Raw genomic sequence first — 19,072 nt, 5'->3', positions numbered from 1 at the left:
CTTCTTCTCTTGTAATTACTTTCAAGTATGCTTATTTTCAGAAACAACTAACCGAACAAGATGATTCAACCTTTTAAAATCTTTAGAAATGCTATCTTTTTTTGGATTCCAACCTAATGAATTATAGATTTGGGATTGGATTTGACGTGCTTTAATTGTCTTTAAAACGGGTACATTATAGAATTCTGTAATTTTCAGTTCTGCTTGATTTTTATTCAAAAAGGAATTTACTGCAGATAAGGCGATTTGTTGAGCTTTTTTTTCCATGATCTGGACATGTTTTATAAGATTTTGATGGTTTTGGTCGTCTGGATCAAATTTGGGTAAATAGAATGTAAAGGGAAGCTTGTGAATATCGCGTGCAGATTTTTCGATTTGAATTGCTTTAGTTATATCTGGGGCATTTAGGAAGCCTAATACATAATATGCTTCATCTAATCTCGAGAAAGAAAGAAAATAATTCGTTGTATCGATAATAACTTTTGGTTCCTTAATAATACAAGCCTTTACATAAGATCCGCTCCGTTGATAAACAACTTTATATGGACTTCGATGCCTAGGCTGGATTAAATTATTATGATAGTTAATTCTTTCCCATAAAGTCCGAATAGATGCACCCGTCTTGAAATTTTGTTGGAAAATTTGTTCTAATACTTGATAATAGCGCCAAGCCAATGTTTCTGATTCTGAAATACGAGTATATCCCCCAGTCGCTTTATTTTCCTGAATAGGAATAAAGGCATAATCCCAGTAAAGATAAGCAAAGGGGACCAAGTGTTTACTTTTCAAAACAGGAAAAATATAGGAAGAATCCATGATTATTTTTCCTTTTTTAATTATTTCGGGGAATTCTTCTAATTTTTTTTCAAGATCGAAATCCCAAGTCAATTTAGACTCATTTGTCATAGGTTGAATAAACATCCTACCAGAAGAACTTTGTTTTGGAAAGATAGAAAGTAAAGCACGGGGAAAAATATCTGCTCCACGATAGCATGAATTCTTATATTGATTTATTCCGTGAGGGAGTAGCTCTGTTAATGCCTTTTTTTCTTTTAATCCTATTAATTTAGTAACCAGCAGCTGGTTTTTATGCTTTTCAATTCTGTACGGAACCAAGAAGATACGATTTAATTGTTTAATTCTTAGGCTTTGTCCTATTTTTTCAATTTGAAACTGAATTTCTTCAATTTGTAATTCTTTTAATTCTTCCTCAGTTCTCCTCAAAGGAGGATTATATCTTGCAAACAAACATATATTTGATATAGGAAATAAATTTTTATCAAAAGTCCAAATTGAAATTTCATCAAAATCTGTGAATTTCCGCGTTAATGCATGATTGCTTCCATTAATAAAAGCCTTACTAACAATAAATCCTATTTTACCTTTAACTACCAGATAATCTCGACATTGATAAAAGAAAAGTGCACTGATTTCAATATTAGGTATTTGATGAGTTGATGGTTTTAATTCCAGTATTTTTGCAAGGTTTTTTATTTGCTCCTTATATTCTAAATCTTGCATACTCTTCACTGTGATCCAAGCAGGATTTCCAATTATTAGGTCAAATTTCTTTTGTATCATAGATATTGGAAAGAACTTGTTTTTCCAAAATAGTACGCTTTCATTATAAATATGAAGTTCATTAATTGGATATTCTATCCCATGAAAGTGAAGAGTCAGTAAAAAATTCAATTTGGCAAAAAGACATGCAATAGGATTAATATCAAATCCATAGATTTGTTTAAGAGCACTTAGTTTTTCTTTCTTTGAACGATCTGATTTGTTGATTATTTTTTTTATAATTTCTATCAAAAATACACCAGTTCCACATGCTGGATCCATAATTTTTTGTCCAAACTTATAGCGATTTTTGATCATTTGATTTGCTAGTTCAGGTGGAGTATAGAACTCTCCCAGATTATGGCGAACTTCTGAACTGATTAAATTTTGATAAAAAACATGAAACAAATCAGAAGGTATTGATATTGATGAATTCTTAAGTCGATTAAAACAATCTGCTTGAAAAAGGTTTTGAATTATTGAGTACAACTGATTATCTTGAAAAATCCAAGAGAAAAAATCTAAATCGAATATTTCTGGAAAAAATTTATCTACTTTAGTAATATTTTTCCTGTTCACTTTTTTGTTATCTTTCTTTTCTTCTTTCATTTTCTCTGTTATATCGTTTAAATCATAATCATAAAAAAAAATAAAATGCAAATCTTTTACCAGAATTACACAATAAATATGAAGTAAATAGAGATTTTTACTTAAATTAACCTCACTATAGAAAGATCGGAAGAATAATTTCCATTTTTTATATCCAATGTCAAATTTCTCTTGAAAAATAGTATCTTCTTTCTGCTTTAAGTTAATCAAAGATCTAAACCTTTGAAACATGGATGATTTTATCCCGAAAAATTCATCTACTTTTTCTGCAGAAAGCAAAAGAGCCATATTCTATTATTATTTCCAGAAGAAAAAAAAGTGTTGATAATTTTAATATTATTTTTAAAATGCTTTATTAATGATCTGTTGGATAAGGAATTCCTCCTTCCATTTTAAATTTCTGACCACAAGCTTCGCAAAAGGCTGCATTTCCTTTTTGTAAGAGAGTTACCATTGAAGGAGGCATTTCAGCTCCACAATTGGAGCAGTGAAATTTTGGAATTTCCTCTATTTCATCTGATTTTTCAGATGGTTTTTTTTCTTTGGAAGTGCTAACTTGTTCCTTCTTCTCTCTAAGCATTCCTTTTTTATCTTTTTCTGTTATTTTTTTAGCGATTTCTTCTTTTGTCATTATTAGATCCTTTTTTGCTTTTGGATAAAAGAAGTACTTCAATCGTCTTAAGGTAATTTTATATATTTCAATCACTTCAGTAAATTTCTTATAGCGGAAAAATCCGAATGGGCATATAAAAATTAACCAGGCTAAAGAAAAGAGTAAAACCACAATTAAAAACACAATACTCTTTAAAAACCAGAAGATTCCTTTGAATATAACTGCAATTCCATCTAGTATTCTATATAAGAAATAAAGTAATGTTGCAAAAAGAGCAAAGACGACAATTCCAATAATTACTTTCTCAGGAGTGCCCATTTCCAAATAGTTCTGCCATAAATCTGCAAACCCTAATAAGGATGATAATGATAACAAGAATCCTTTCATTTTTTTATTCACCAATTTGATAAATTAAATCACTTGATTATTATATACTTGATTATAAATTACTTGAACGTTGGAAAATGGTTTCTAATTATAAAATATTATACCTTTTATTTCAAATAACTTTAGGCCATAACTTAGCATCGTTTTTCCCATAACTTAATTTGGATGTTTTTTTATTAATCATTAATGGAAGACTCACCCAAAATCTTGAATTCGTCTTCGAAAATCTCCCGATTTGCAACTTGCACAAAAGATTGTTATGGCGCTTGCGTTTATATGGGAATATGGGATGATAATAAAATCGCTCATCCTCTTATACAAACGATTCCCTCAAAAAAGCACCCTTTTACTCAAGGTGTTTTCTGTGCGAAGTACACCAATAAAATAGGTTCTATTTATCATAATTCAAGATTACATGTTCCACTTATCCGACAAGCTCCCAAACCCTGCCAAAATTTTAAAGAAATTTCCTTTTCAAATGCTTGGGAACAGTTGTTAATGAAATTAAAAGAAATCTATTATCAACATGGAGCAGATAAGATCCTTGCGGCATTTTATTCTGGAAATACGGGATTACTTTCTCAATTTTCCCCATTACGCTTTTTTAATAAAATGGGGGCCTTAATTACCACAGGAGGGATTTGTAATGAAGGAGGAATTGCAGGATTACGTCAAATGTTTGGAACTTACTCTCTTTCTCATCCTCTGCAAATTACCAATCCTGAAACACACCTCTTAGTTATCTGGAATTCAGATCTAACAAATAATAATAATCATGCTCATCTTTTGGTAAGAAAAGCAAAGAAAAATGGAATGAAAGTTGTTGTAATAGATTCAAGAGAAACCAAAATTGCAAATCAATCTGATTTTTTTTTGAAAATTACGTTAAATACTTCTCATCTATTAGCCATTGGAATAATTAAACAAATTCTTCAATTACATGCGGAAAATCATCGATTCTTATTTGATCATGTGGATAATTGGGATTCTGTTAAAGAGATAATCAAGAAAGTTAATATTATTGAATTATGTAATAAAATTGGCATTTCTTTAGAACAGTTAAAATCATTTGCTTCTCTCTTAGTAGAAAATACTTCACATACTTTATTTTTAATTGGATATGGTACCCAAAAAGATAGATATGGTGGATATTTTGTTCAATTTATTTCTTTAATCCAAGTGGTATTAGGAAATATTGGAAAACCTGGAGCGGGAATTATTTATTCACTAAGTGATCATAAAAGAGATATAAGAGAACGTATTATTAAAAAAATCACATTTAGTAATTCAGACTCTTTAAATCAATATAATTCGCATGAAATTATTAAATTAGCTAATATTCTGCAAGATCATGAAATAAAATTGTTATTCGTCTATAATTTCAACCCTGCCAGTAGTTTACCGAATCAAAACCTTCTTAGATCCGTTTTAAAGCGCGAAGACTTATTTGTTGTTGTTTTAGATTGTTTTTTGAATGAAACATGCGCTTATGCTGATTTAATTTTTCCAATGAAAATGGCCCCAGAAACGAATGATTTGGTAAGTTCTTATTATATGCCCGGTCTTTCGATTATTCAAGCAGGACCATGTCCATATTCGAACTGTCTTTCAAATCATGAGTTTTTTGATCGCTTAGGAATTGATTTTGGAAACCAAATTGGGTGGTCTTCTTCTATATTGGAACAATTTAAGATATCTTCAGAACAAATGGTTAGAAGTTGCATGAAAATTTTAAATTCTCAACAAAGAAAGGAAATTGAAAAAAACGGATATGTTTTATTTTTTAATCCAGATGAAACTTTCTTTTCTGATTTACAATTTCCAACATCCACTGGAAATATACAATTACACTCCATTATGGAATATTTTATTCATCATCATGAATTATTTCTTAAAACCCTGCATAAAAATCCAGGAGATTTTTATCTTTATACTCCTCACCATCCACATTTTATTCATTCACAATTAGGAGAAATAAATTCTCAGTTTAATTCTGATTTTTTAAAAGTATTTCTAAATCCTTTAGAAATTGAATCTATTGACTCTCAAGTAGGCGAAAGAGTTAAAGTTTCAAATCAATTTGGAGAAGGAATATTTATTCTTGAAGCAATGCCTTCATTAGGAAGAAAAATGGCTTTAATATATTCAGGTGGTCCAAATCGAAATCCTTCTTCTTTAAATGCCAATCATTTCACAAATTCAATTCCTGAAATTCTTGGTCATTCGGGCTCCTATTTTTCTGGAACTGTTCATATTAGTGCGGTAAAATCAGAAAAGGAGAGATAGGTATGTATTCAATTATGAAATTAATAATATAATCAATTATATTTCGAATTAACCTTTCCCAAAGCAGTTTTCCATTCATTTATTTTACTTGCAATTTCTTCAAAAAGGATGCGCTCTTCCTGTGTTAAATAACGCTCAGATTGACTTCTCCCTGTTTGTACAGCAAGCCGGTTAATTTTTGCTAAACGGACGCGAATTAAATCGTTTACATCACTGAGCAATTGTTTAAACTCTTGTCGTGGAATTTTCCCTTGTTCGTAGAGTTTATTCATAATCTCTAATTGTTCTCGCGCTTGTGTATAAATATAGTTTTCAGCGATTTTTCCCAATTCAGGATTAGTAGATTCTTGAAAATTAATTTTCTGAATTCCTTTTCGATTTAAATGCTTTGTATCATCAAATTTTACAATTCCTTCTTCAACTAAAATTCGGGCAATGTATTGGTCGATTGTCATTGGATGCCCTAATTTAAATGGACCAATATGCTTCCCTAAAATATGAAAAGAAGGAAATTCTTTGATTACAATTACATCTATTTTTTGATGTATGTATTTATTTTGATCTCGTTTTAATTTATTTTTAATTGAAAGCGGGCTCATTTCTTCTAATATTGTAATACCTACAGCTTAAAAAAAATCACTTATTATAAGATCAATAAAGCCATTAAGGAAAATCACCAATAATATACTAATGAAATTTAAGGATATCTGGGAAGTATTTAGTATTTCTACTTCAATAAATTCATGGACCATCGGTCTAATTATATTTCTTATTCTTAGTTTTCTTGCTGGTTATTATTTAATGGCATCACAAGTAAAATTGGTAAAAAAGGAATTTTGGAAATGGAAGGATACAGTAAAATGTATTATTTTCGCCTTTTTCTTTGGAAATGGCTTAACTATTGTAGCAACAACAATTGTGTCCTTTATTCTTGATTTAAATGATTGGGGTTATCAAGATCAAGCAGTATTTCTTCTAATTCCGCTAATTTTCTGTTTGTCCTTTATTTCTATTTATCCTCTTATTGAATTTATTTTTATGGCTCATTTTTCTCACGAAATCAGTACAACTCCTTTTCAACAACCTTTTGAAAAAATCATTAAACACTTTTCAAAACCTTGGAGTTATGTTTTAGCGATATTTATCTATGGATTAGCAATTGTTCTTCCCCCTGTGTTATTAACTTCAGTGTTTCAAGTGAAATTTATTATTGCGTGGATTAGTTGGCAGCTAATTTATCCAATGATTATTATCCTTTATTATGCATCAGTGGGGTATATAATCGCTTTTGGTATATTTACAATAAGTCTTCCTCATCTACCTCGTTCTACCTTTCTACATTTTGATCGAAGTAATCGTGCAATGAAAGAATTCTTTAGAGATCCTATGACCTATATTGTTTACGGAACTCTTTTCTATTCCTATATTTATTTTATTTATCGAACAATTGCAACTATTTCTCGATTTGATATTAACTATGTTCCATATACAGTATCATGGTATAATGTAGATTGGTCGATTCCCATTTCTCTTGCTTTAGCCATTACTGCATATTTCAATCGTTATTGGAAAAGAAAAGTAAAATCTTCTACACAATCTATACTTTTTTCTACTTTCTTAATTGCAGCGATGGGAGTTAATATTATGCTTAATTATTTAATTGCTAGGCCTTATGTTTTCCAAGATTTATTTATGAAATGGGACGTTACTGCAACTTTTTACGATTTACGGGGGATTAACAAATACGGGAATCGTGTTGAACTCTATACTGAGTTGAATTTAATTGGAGTTATTGAAGAATTCATGCTTTTTATAATAATTTCCTATTTCTTTTTTATTCAAAAAAACCATAAAGCAATTCGTAATGCATTTATAGGAACAGTTACATCGGCAGAAGAGAAGTTTAATCCAATTCCTGGTTTTAATATGATTCGTTACCAACCAGAATCTGAACAAAAATTTGCCTATGAGTCACTAGAACGAATGTATTTAAGGATTCCAAATAAACGGGGATTAAGTTTTGATCAAGATCGATTTAGAGATCCTCTTTTTGATGCTTTATCTGATAGAACATTTATTTATGGGTATAATTGGAGCCAAAAACTATTCACAAGGTTAATGATTGAATATCCTGAGAAATTTTTCCCGGTTGTTGAAACTGGGCTTAAATCAGAGAATCCTGATATGATAACTTCAATTTTAGAATGTTTTTCTAATGATACTCTTCAATGTCTTCAAAAAATCAATGAAGATTTGTTTCTTCGTATTCTTTCAACTAGAAATCACTTTCACAAAGAGTTATGTCTGCAAGTATTAGTTTTAAAATATTCAACAAATGATATGAATCAAAAAATAAGTTCTAAATTACTACATATTTTACTTTCTCTCTTAGAATATCCGGATTATAATATTCAAGGGAAAGCGCTCCGTATTCTTGCTACATTTCCAGATCAAGTAGAACATTCAATTTTCATTTCTCGATTAAATGATCCACATCCCCAAATTCAAGAAGCAGTAGCTCGAATTGCAGGTGAAATTGCAACAATTGATATAGAATCATTAAGTGTATCGAAATTAATAGAAATGGCATCAAGTGTCAATCCAAAAACTAAAGCAATAATATTGGAAACTCTTGCTAAGATTGGAAATTTCGAAAAAAATCATATTCCCCTTGATTTTTTCAAAGATCATTTGTTTGATCCAAATATTTCTATAAGAAATGCCGCTTTTCTGGGACTTAAATCGTATCTTCAAGAAAAACCATTTGGAGTTTCTATTGATTATTTGCTAAACGCTGCAAAAGGAAAATCTTTCGAGATTCAGAAACTTTTAATTTCGCTTTTTCCATCTATCTGGAAACAGTCACCCTTAAAAATTCTTTCGGTGCTAAAATTATACATCAAATCCAAAGATGGAGATTTTGCAAGAATTGCTCAAGCTCAATTAATTGAGATGGCTGAACAAGATCCAAAGTTTATTGTTTCAGAATTAATTAAAGAATCCGATACTGAAAGTATTTTAACACGTGGGAAAGTTGTACAGACTATATTAAGCATTACAAAGCAATTTCCAAACCAAATTATTCCCTTACTTGTTCAAAACATTTCTTCAAATAATGATAATTCAAAAATTAATGCTGTACGTGTTTTATCTGATTACTGTAGTATATGTTCTGTTGAAATTTCTCCAAAAACTTTATTTGAAATTTGGAAAAAGGAATCTTCAGATAAAATTAAAATTGAATTGCTAAATATCATTCAATCTATCAATTCCACAAATTTAGCAGAATTGAAGCCCTTTATTAATGATCTTTTAAAGACTTTTAAGACATCAAGTAAATCCTTAAGGATCTCCATTGCAAAAATGATTTCAAGTTTGGTATTACAAGATCCTGAATTAATCTCAATGAAATTTATCAATATTATGATAAACGATGTCGATTCCTCTGTAAAAGAACAAGGTTATAAGATATTGGGAATAATTGGAGGTTCTTCTCCAAAAAAGGCAATAAATATTCTAATGAAAGGATTAAAAGAAGATGATTTCAGCGTAAAAAATACTTGTCTTAAAAGTTTAGTCGAAATATCTCTGAAATCGCAAGACATCCTTGTATTTTCAAATCTTCTAAAATTACTTGAAGATCCAAACAAGTGGACCAGAAAATCCATTTTGAATATTTTTGAATCTTTAGATGAAGACCAAAAAAATATGGTAAATGTAGAGTCTGTTCTTGAAAGAATTCATATCTCTACTGAGGATGAAGATGTTTTACTCGCATTTGTGAAATGGATTGGGACACTAAATCAACAAAATTTTAGCCTTATTTTTCCAAAATTTATTAAACTCATGGCTGATCCAAGGGAAACTATTCGAACTGCAGCAGTATCTGCCTTAGTTCGATTATCTAGAAAAATCGATTCAGAAATACTTATACCACAATTACTTTCTCATTTATCAGATGAATCTCCTATTCATTTGGAAGAATCTGTTGTTCTTGCCTTAAAAAGAATTGTGAAATATGAAAAGAAAGAAATAAAAGATAGAGTTATTGCCATTTTAAGTATTCGAGCTCACCATACTCAAAATAAAATTATGCAGGCTGCGCTTTCTGAATTAAGAAAAAAGTAAAAATATAGAATAAAATTAGAATCTTTCATATTAATAGTAATATGTTATTCTATTGAAGAGAGAATGGATGAATATTTTTGTTTCATTTTTATATTAATCAATCCCCTGTTCGATAGATTTTTAATTCCATTTTGAATGTTTTTCTTATAATCTTGAGATTTTTCACTTGTAAATTCAAAATTACTACGCAATTTCATATTATCTTCTAAGATTTCAGAAAGAGATTTTTCAAATTCAGGGATTTTTTCAGCGAAATGTTTTCTTTGAAGATTTTGACCAAAAATGGAAGGAAACACAATTTCTATTCTTTCTTCAAAATCATTATCTTCAATCAAGGCAATTCCTATGGGAATGTAAAATTTACTTGTTGGATTTCTGATTTTTGTTATCTCATCACTAATTTGCCACTCCTTGATCTTTTTCTCGTGGATATTACACTCTTTCATCTTTTGCTCAATTATTTTATATATTTCTTGCTCTAACTCGATTAAATCATTAAGATTTTTTTGAATTGAGATGATTTTTTCTTCTTTCTCTTTCTTCAATTCTATAATCTTTTGTTCTTGGTTTTTCTTTTGATCTTGTAGTTCCTTTTGAAGTAATTTAATCTTTTCTTCTGCAGTTAAATTCGTTTTTTCCACATTTTCTCTAATTGTGTTAATTTTTGAAGAGATTTCATCCAATTCCTCATTTGATTTCTCCAGAGTTTCTCTGAGGAAGGCAATATTTTGATAAGCATCAACCACGACATCTCCAACTTTTCTGGTTTTTAAAATATCTAATTGAAGAAAATCCTTGTTTTTCTCATTTGCCTTTTCAAATAAAATATTTATACCTATGAAAAGTTTACCTATTCGCTCAATAATAGATTTTTGTTCCTGTAGGACCCAACGATCTATATTATTTTTCGCTTCATCTAGTTTTGTTTTAATCATTGTATCATCAATTTGATCAAAATGTCGAATTTTCTTTTTATAAAAACTCTTTACATCTTTAAGTTGAACCTTTAAATCAAGTTTCCATTTTTCTATAGGTTCCTGAATTAATTCTTTAAGTGATTTCCAACGATGTCTGGTTCCTCGAATGAAATTTAGTAAATCTAGCCATTCTTGGGCAAAATCGATGGCATCATCAAAAGTATATTGGCTTTCTAGAAGATTAAATTTCGATAAATTGATTGGTTGAACATATGGCATCATTTTTCCAATACAATTTAAAAGAAATGGAGGAACAAGCCCACGGATCTTTCTGAAGATATATTCTTCCTCTGAAATCTCATTTTTCTGACTAGAAAGTTCGAATGATTCTTGAAATTGAATTATAGATTTTACTTTTCTTAATCGCTCTAAATAAAATAAATCTTGATTTCTTAATATATGACCTACTTGAGCAGTTCTAGGTGCGTTTACTATTTTTTCTTCAAAAAATAAAACCCCAACATTATCTAAAACGAGTTTGGCATTTGGCTCAGATTGGATGAACATAACTGGCCAGAGTATTTCTGACATTTTAACGATGTGTTCTATATCTAAATTCATCCGATTTAAGATTGTGATAAAATTTGCTGCAATGCTCTCGTCAAAACTTAATTCTTGTTGGGTTTTTTCCTCTATTGCAAATGGAAATCTATTTACCATATAAAGTCGCTCATTATTAGTAATTATACTATATATCCTTCCTTAACCAAAAAATATTTATTCCTTCCCAACAACAACAAAAAATAATGCAAGATTCTCAAGAAAGTATCGAAGTTTTAGTTGAATGTCCTAACCTTAATTGTAATAAAACAAAGTATATAACAGTTCCAAAATACTTGTTTGGAAATAAAAAAATGGGGACATTAAAGGTACAAGTCCATGCAGGGATATGTTGTGAACATGAATTTATTGCTTTTGTATCAAATGACGGTAAGATTCGAGGATATGAATCTATAGATATGGCAATTGATCTTTCCAAAATAAAGAAAGCAGCGATAGAAGGAAAAATATACATTCGAGATTTGATATCCACATATGGTGATTATGCTTTAAGCTCCTGTCTTCATGCAATTTTATGTAATTTTCCTATTATTTTTTTGCGAAATGAAAGTGAAAAAAGTAAAACTGCAATGATTTCTCATTTATTCAATCAATTCTTGCCTGAAATATATCAGAAAAATTTAGTCCAAGTTTCTACAATAAAAGAAGAAGATTATTTAAAGACTCAGATCAGTGAAGCTTTAGTAATAAGTCCTACTGGTGTTTTGGCAAATTCACCATGGGAGCATATATCTTTAAATATCGAGAAAGAACTAATTAATAATGCTTTATCAATTCTAGATGATTCTTCTCAAGAAGTAATAATACAGCAAGGGATTGAAAAAATATTCACTCATGCTGAATTTATTGCTAAAAAAATTGAGAAAAAAGACATATATGAAGAAGATCTAATGAAGAAATTCAAGAAAGAGTTTAAAAAACCCCTTCGTGAAGAATATCTAAATCTGCTGAAAGATATTGTCAAGTATAGATTTAAAAAGGACATAACGCGCATAAAAATTCGGAGTTTTGATACTTTGAAAGAAGGATTATGGTGAATTCTCGAGATTAATTAAATTTTATGATTGTTAATTTCTATTAAAATATTTTTAGAGTTCTTTTTTTTTGATTTTGCATTAAATACCCTTAGTTGAATTATGAGTAAAAAGCAGGATAATTCTGAAGATTTAGATCATTCTATTTATTTAGGATTACAAGAATTAAAAGAAACCTATAAACAACATGAAACTCCACAAATTCAAGAACGACGGGCATTAATCTTAGCTGATTTGGGGATTTTTTACTGGAAAAAGGAAAAATTAACTGAAGCCCGTAAATATTTCTTATTAGCTTTATCTGAATATGAGAAATTACATGATGAATTCAAAATTGCAAATGTTAAGGGGAGTTTAGGATCATTATTTATTCAAATGGGTGAATTTGGGCTTGCACTTCGTTATAATGAGGAAGCGTACGAGTATTGGCAAACACATAATTATTTAAACGAAAGAATTGCAACTTTACAGAATTTAGGAATATGTTATTTGAAAATGAAAGAGGAGGTTAAAGCAACAGATTTTCTTTTGAAAGGTTTGCAAATGGCTATATATTTGGAAGATGAGTTGCAGTTTGCTGCAACTATTCAAATTTTACTTGAGCATTATGAAAAACTCGAAAGATATGATATGCTTTTAGAATTAAAGCGAAAGGCCCTTGATTTTTGGATCCAAATAAAAATACCCAAACGACAATTTAAGACACTGATTGATTTAGGCGTAATTTGTCAGATTCTTGAAGAATATAATACTGCTGTCAATTATTTTAAGAGAGCTTATAATATTGCTTATAATTTAGGCGATTTAGAGAAAATGTATTTGGCAGAAGGTTTTATTGGTGAATGTTATGTTAAATTAGGTGATATGGAAAAAGCTAAAAATGTGTATCTCCAAACTTTCAAATTAGCTGTATATCTTAATACAATTTCAGATCATAAAGAAGCGGTTGAATCTATGCGCTTGCTTCTACTAACTTTAGGATATAGTCAAAAAGAATTAATGCATGAAGAACGTAAAGCATTACATGAAGCACATAAGGATCAAGCAGAAAAGCTTTAAATGTTATTCGCTCCCTTAATTCTAATGAAAAAGTGGTATCAATGAAAAAAATAGCAGAGTTATGGGAATCTTTTGGAAATCCACATGATAAACAGGTAAAATGTAATGTCTGCTCTCACTATTGCATCATTAAGCCTAATAATCGGGGTTTCTGTAGAACTCGAGTTAATTTAGATGGAACACTTTATTCTCTTGATTATGGCGCATTAATATCTCCTGGAACCAATGATCCAGTGGAAAAGAAGCCATTATATCATTTTTTTCCCGGTAGTCAAGCGTTTTCAATTGCAACAATAGGATGCAATTTTAAATGTAAGCAATGTCAAAATTGGGAAATTTCTCAATCATACCCTTCAGATGATGGTAAAATGGCATTATTTTCTCAGAAAGATCAACATGATTTTGGAATTCATTCCTTTTTATTAACAGAAAGGACTCCAGATCAAGTTATTTCCCAAGTAAAAAGAATAAAATCAACCTCAATTGCATATACGTATAATGAGCCAACAATTTGGTTTGAATTTATTAAAGATACTTCTATTTTAGCTCATAAAGAAGGAATTAAGAATATTTTAGTTTCAAATGGATATTCTTCCCCAGAAGCTAACTCAGAGTTGATTAACTTTATTGATGCAGCAAATATTGATATAAAATCAATGGAAGATTCTTTTTATAAAAGGGTTGTTGGAGTTCCATCTGTTCAACCTGTATTAGATACATGTAAATTCTTTAAAGAAAATAATGTTCACTTGGAAATCACTAATTTATTAATTCCTGGTGAAAATGATTCTCCTTCTGTAATTCGTGCTTTAATAAAGTGGGTCTTAGAAAATTTGGATCGTGATACTCCTTTACATTTTTCGGCTTATACCCCACGATATCGGATGAATCATCCTTCTACTTCAAAAAATATTCTGAAATTTGCCTGGAAAGAAGCCAAGTCTGCAGGTTTGCATTATGTTTATATGGGAAATGTATATACTACTAAAGGAAATAATACATATTGTTCTAAATGCGGTGAATTGATTATTTCACGACAAGGATATAATGTTACTGCACCAGGATTATCTTCCGAGAATACTTGCTTAAAGTGTGGTGAAAAAATTCCAATTGTTGGTAATTACATAAAATCTTCAAGATTTTCCTTTTTCTGAGTGTAATCGACAAATTCCTTTATTCAACAATACGTTCTATAATCTTTTTATTTTTTTATTGCTTGAACTTTTTGATATAGATTCGAAAACATTATAGGTAGAATTTAGGAATGACACCACAGACGTTGCGGAAAAACGTAAAAATAGGTTTTTTGGGGATTGTAATGGTGCTTCTTCTCCTTCCCATGCTAATTCAAGGAGGATCTCCCAATATCCCAATAGATAACAATTTAAATCCTGATTCACACTTTGAATCAACAACTCTCTCTGACCAAAGCAGTTCAGATTATACTACATTACCATATTTACGCAATTCAACTCCCTATCTTAATTGGGTAGAATTGTTGATAAATAATGCCACACTCCCAAAATCCCCTGCTGATCAATATTTACCTCTATATTATTCTCAAACAGATCGTTCGGGAGAAAATATTACAGATAATCATCATTATTTTGAAGATACCGTCGTATTTTTAGACGGATTAGCAAGCTTAGTTGGATACTCTAACAACCAAATTCTTGCTTATTTTCAAAATTTAAAAGATTACCCATTTTGGGACGAATCTACTAATGATCCTGGCTTTTATTCTTATATAACTGCAGATACACAATCAAATTCATCAGTGAAAGAAGTAAAAGGAAATGCCCAATATATCTTATCACTAAATAAGTTGTTAGAAGATACTTCCACAAAATCACAAGCATCTGGTTTAATTCATAATCAGTGGAATGTTTTATCTGAATCATTTTTAGATACTGATAATTTATTGTATAATCACTCTAATTATAACGGACAGAAATACATAGAAGATCAATTTTTAGTTGCTTTATCTGGATTTTTGATTAATAAATATAGTTTAGCTGATGCTGCAGGGGCAAAAGCTGAAGCAAATAAAATTATGGAAATATTAATAGATGAATATGCAACTGAAAACTATTTGATCTATAGTGAAAATGCATTTGATTATAAAAGAGATGTTGACCTTAGTACAACTATTTCTTCATCCATTCGAGATTTAGAAACAAATGCTTATGGAATTTTAGCTCTTCTTGAATGGTTCCTTTCTGATGAACTAGTTGAAAACAGCAATTATCAACGAGTAGAGAAAGCTGAGGCAATTTTTAGTAATTTCTATCGCCATCTCTGGAATGAAAATTACTCCTTGTTTATGAATGCAATGTCTAAAGCGGGTTCAGTTGTTATTGACCATACTATTAGCGTCGAAGCCAATGCAATAATGATGCTGGCTATCGAAAAATTATTCCAGATTACAGGTAATTTTACATATTACCAAATTTGTATGGAAATGTTTCAAGGAATACAAAAAAATCTCAGAGATCCTGTTTATGGAACTTACTATACCTCCTTAAATAGTACTTCATCCCAAATTAATATCACAAAAAGTTTGAAGACTCATAGTTATTTATTAAGAACCTACATAGAATTAAATGAATTTGCTCAACACTCTTCAGTTTCATTAAGTTTAAATCAAACAGAGTTCATCAAGGGAGAAGAAACTCCATTAAACGTTTCTGCAGAATATCTTTTTGATTTCTCATTAACTGCTGGTGATTTTACTCAGCAAAAATCATATGAAATCATAAATGCTTCTTTCTTTTACGTTTTTCGGTCACCGAATGGAAGTATATTAGAAACATATGATATTTTTGGAAACAATTCAGGAAAAAGTTCACTGCTCTTTAATTTTAGTGAAGATATGGATTTTGGAGAATATTATATTGATTTACGTGTAAATTATACCGGAATTTCGACTAAATTTGATTCCGCGACGTTTATTTTACAACCTGGAATTGATATTATTAATCTTGTTCTTCAAAATAAAAAAATACGATGTGGAACAGAATTAAATGTATCATTTTCGATTAATTCAGAGAAATTGACTAATTTCACTGTTGATATTGATATTGAAGGTGATTTCATTACGAACGAGACTTTTAACAATCATCTGATTTTAGCTGAAACACTTAATAATTTTAGTTTTATTGTAGATGTAGATCAAAAAGCAGATTTTGGCGATTCAGAAATTCTCATTAAAATTTTAAATAACTCATTGCTTTATGATGAAGCAAGTATTTCATATTCCATTATTAGTTCTATAGAAGTAATTTCTGTTCAACAAGATGCTACAGTTTTTCGAGCACGGAATTTTTCCACTATTGTAACTGTGGAAAATACAAAAAACTTTGCAGAGTCAATAATTTTAGAGTTTTCAGGTGAATTCATTAGTACTGTTAATCAGACTATTGATTTAGTAGCATTTCAATCAATAACTCTTGATTTAATCTCATTCATAAATCAAGAAGCGCCCTTGGGTGATTTAAATTATGAATTAAAGATTAAACGTGAATCAGATAATTCCTTAATTGAATCTTATTCATTATCTTCAACAATAAAGAACCCAATTGAAATTCTATATTTGACTCCACCAGAAAGCTCTTATCAATGGCGAGAAAATAATATTATATGTGCTGTGCAAAATAATATGGATTCTATTCAAGAAATTAAAGTCTATCTTAATGGAGATCTCATTTCTTCTTTAACTAAAGTGGCACCGGGTGAAAATATTTTAAGTATACCAATTGGTGAAACACTCCGTAATCCTTATGAATTGGGAATGAAATCTTATACTATCGAGATTTATGACATTAATGGTATGATGTTATACCAAGACACAATTTCTACAAATGTGGAACCTTCATTGGGAAGTATTTTACTTGGATATGTTCTTCCTTTAGCAATACCAATTATTGGAATTGTAGTTGTGAAACATATGGCTCTTGAAAATAAAAAACGATTAATGTAATGAAAAAGTAAATGAAGTGAAGAAAATGAACAAAAATCAGAAAATAATAACTATCCTTGTTTCTATTGCAATTTTTGGAATTATCTTTCCAACATTGATTGGATACACTGGACATTCTTATAATCTAGCTTCGACTCATCCAGTATCTGCAGCAGATCAAATCACATCAGATGATGTATCAATTGATCGTAGCACTATAAAACGCGTTTTACAATCGGTGAATATTACTTTCAATAATTCTCATTTATTAAATTCTCCTGGATTTAACGCTAATATTACTTTTGCAGATGATTCTAGTCTTTTGTTACCGATGGCTAACACTACAAGTAATCCTCAAATTTGGTCTGTTATATTTACTCCAGATGCTTATAATATCACAGGTCAAGCTAATGTCTATATTCAAGGAACTTCTGGGGGAATTGAAAACAATGATCCAGATGCTTCATTTGTTATTGAGAATAATAAACCATCTGTTTCAGTTCAACTAGATAAAGAAGAATATTATCGGGAAGAAACCATTTCCATGAATTTTTTCCCATCAGATGTTGAACAAGCTGTTGGAGAATTAACTTGGATGATTAGCTTATATAGATCAGGTTCAGCAACACCTCTCCAGATTTTAGTAAACAACGAGTCTATTTTTGAGTATTCATATGATATTGCTAATGATACTTCATTGGGAAATTATTACATCAATGCAACTTGTTGGGATGCTGATGAACGGAATGTAGATTTATATTATTTTGAGATCTTGAATAATGATCCTATAATTGATGCCATGCAATTGGAAATTGGTGAAAATATATATAACGAAGTGAATGCTACGAACATTCCCGTATATCGGGGAGAAAACTTTAAGATTCGACTCAATGCTTCAGATATTGATGGTCATTTTGAGAATTTCCGAATTACAATTACTGCTAAAGATCCAATTACAGGAACTGCAATTTTCTTCAGTGATTACAACGATATTTTACCAAATTTAACTAAAACTTCATGGTTATTTGAAAAAGATGTTGTTTTTCCTACAACCATCAATATTGGAGTAGTTTCTATGAATGTTGAATTAAGAGAATATTCTACTGATAATGAAACTTTAATCGGTAAAACAAGTGAAATCATCGAAATTCAACTCAAAAATAATGCACCTGAAATAAATAAATTTTATATTAATGGTTTATATGGAGTACCTTTAAGCTTTACTCAAAATGAAATCCTAAACTTCACATTTGATGTAATTGATGATGAAGATTCTAGTATTATTGCTCTGAATCAAGAAAATAATAAAGATGTTTATGCTTATATTACCATTATTTTAACTCATGATGCAACAGGAACTCAAAAACAATATACTATTCCTTACCAATATTCTAGTACAGAAAAATTTCAATTAAATACTGCAGAATTAGCTGCGGGAACATGGACAGTCCAAATTCTTTTACAAGATACTGATGGATTAACTTCTGGGTTATCTGATCCAGTTAAATTTGAAATTGAAACAACTAATACATTTAATTCCATGATTTGGCTCATGTTTGTTATTGGAATTATTATTGGTGGAGTTGCTGTTTTTGCAACTTCTTATACAGGATTGAAGATACGTTTAATGCAAAAGTCCCAAATTTCTGAAACAGAAAGTAATACAGAGAGTTCAAATAATGTTGAAGAAAATAAAGCACCACCTAAAGTAGAAAAACCAGAATCGAAACCTAAATTGAAAAGAAATAAAAAATTAATCAGAAAATTATAATTTTTTGATGAATTATTAAAACGAAGGATCTCCTAATTCACACCACTTTTTTAATCTTTTTCACATATTTTTCTCACACTATGAGTTTTAATATAGGAGATTTACGTATCATTGTATTTAAGAAATTTG

The 19,072-nt window shown here is 29.8% G+C and carries 11 protein-coding genes; 7 read left to right on the top strand and 4 right to left on the bottom strand.

Features of this window, described 5'->3' with window-relative positions:
• Positions 1 to 21 precede the first annotated feature (21 nt).
• A complete protein-coding gene (locus ACXLDF_RS00610; protein WP_457556544.1) occupies positions 22 to 2,457 on the bottom strand; it encodes an N-6 DNA methylase in 2,436 nt (811 codons plus the stop codon).
• 67 nt (positions 2,458 to 2,524) lie between these two features.
• Positions 2,525 to 3,169 (bottom strand): hypothetical protein, encoded by a 645-nt coding sequence (locus ACXLDF_RS00605; RefSeq protein ID WP_457556543.1) that lies wholly within the window; start codon positions 3,167 to 3,169, stop codon positions 2,525 to 2,527.
• Between the two features lie 186 nt (positions 3,170 to 3,355).
• Here ACXLDF_RS00605 and ACXLDF_RS00600 point away from each other — a divergent pair, with 186 nt between their 5' ends.
• Positions 3,356 to 5,455, top strand: coding sequence for a molybdopterin-dependent oxidoreductase (locus tag ACXLDF_RS00600; protein WP_457556542.1), 2,100 nt, complete (start codon positions 3,356 to 3,358; stop codon positions 5,453 to 5,455).
• Positions 5,456 to 5,487: 32 nt separating this feature from the next.
• Here ACXLDF_RS00600 and ACXLDF_RS00595 read toward each other — a convergent pair whose 3' ends face one another.
• Complete coding sequence (locus ACXLDF_RS00595; protein ID WP_457556541.1) at positions 5,488 to 6,054, bottom strand: DNA replication complex GINS family protein; 567 nt, start codon at positions 6,052 to 6,054, stop codon at positions 5,488 to 5,490.
• A gap of 91 nt (positions 6,055 to 6,145) precedes the next feature.
• Between ACXLDF_RS00595 and ACXLDF_RS00590 the strand changes: the two genes are divergently transcribed.
• Positions 6,146 to 9,583 carry an MFS transporter gene (locus tag ACXLDF_RS00590; RefSeq protein ID WP_457556540.1) on the top strand — a complete coding sequence of 1,146 codons (3,438 nt, stop codon included), beginning with the start codon at positions 6,146 to 6,148 and terminating at the stop codon, positions 9,581 to 9,583.
• A 44-nt stretch (positions 9,584 to 9,627) separates the two neighbouring features.
• On the opposite strand, the gene ACXLDF_RS00585 is transcribed toward ACXLDF_RS00590, so the two are convergent.
• Complete coding sequence (locus ACXLDF_RS00585; protein ID WP_457556539.1) at positions 9,628 to 11,220, bottom strand: hypothetical protein; 1,593 nt, start codon at positions 11,218 to 11,220, stop codon at positions 9,628 to 9,630.
• 86 nt (positions 11,221 to 11,306) lie between these two features.
• Between ACXLDF_RS00585 and ACXLDF_RS00580 the strand changes: the two genes are divergently transcribed.
• From ACXLDF_RS00580 to ACXLDF_RS00560, 5 genes are all read left to right on the top strand, one after another.
• Positions 11,307 to 12,158 carry a hypothetical protein gene (locus ACXLDF_RS00580; RefSeq protein ID WP_457556538.1) on the top strand — a complete coding sequence of 284 codons (852 nt, stop codon included), beginning with the start codon at positions 11,307 to 11,309 and terminating at the stop codon, positions 12,156 to 12,158.
• A gap of 99 nt (positions 12,159 to 12,257) precedes the next feature.
• Complete coding sequence (locus ACXLDF_RS00575) at positions 12,258 to 13,214, top strand: tetratricopeptide repeat protein (protein WP_457556537.1); 957 nt, start codon at positions 12,258 to 12,260, stop codon at positions 13,212 to 13,214.
• 41 nt (positions 13,215 to 13,255) lie between these two features.
• Positions 13,256 to 14,368 carry an AmmeMemoRadiSam system radical SAM enzyme gene (gene amrS / locus ACXLDF_RS00570; protein ID WP_457556536.1) on the top strand — a complete coding sequence of 371 codons (1,113 nt, stop codon included), beginning with the start codon at positions 13,256 to 13,258 and terminating at the stop codon, positions 14,366 to 14,368.
• Between the two features lie 164 nt (positions 14,369 to 14,532).
• Positions 14,533 to 17,193, top strand: a complete 2,661-nt coding sequence (locus ACXLDF_RS00565) for a hypothetical protein (RefSeq protein ID WP_457556535.1) — start codon at positions 14,533 to 14,535, stop codon at positions 17,191 to 17,193.
• A gap of 25 nt (positions 17,194 to 17,218) precedes the next feature.
• Positions 17,219 to 18,943 (top strand): hypothetical protein, encoded by a 1,725-nt coding sequence (locus ACXLDF_RS00560; RefSeq protein ID WP_457556534.1) that lies wholly within the window; start codon positions 17,219 to 17,221, stop codon positions 18,941 to 18,943.
• Positions 18,944 to 19,072 lie beyond the last annotated feature (129 nt).

The organism is Candidatus Harpocratesius sp. (assembly GCF_054039255.1).
The sequence above is the reverse complement of the archived record's forward strand: the minus strand, read 5'-3'. Positions and strand labels throughout refer to the sequence as shown.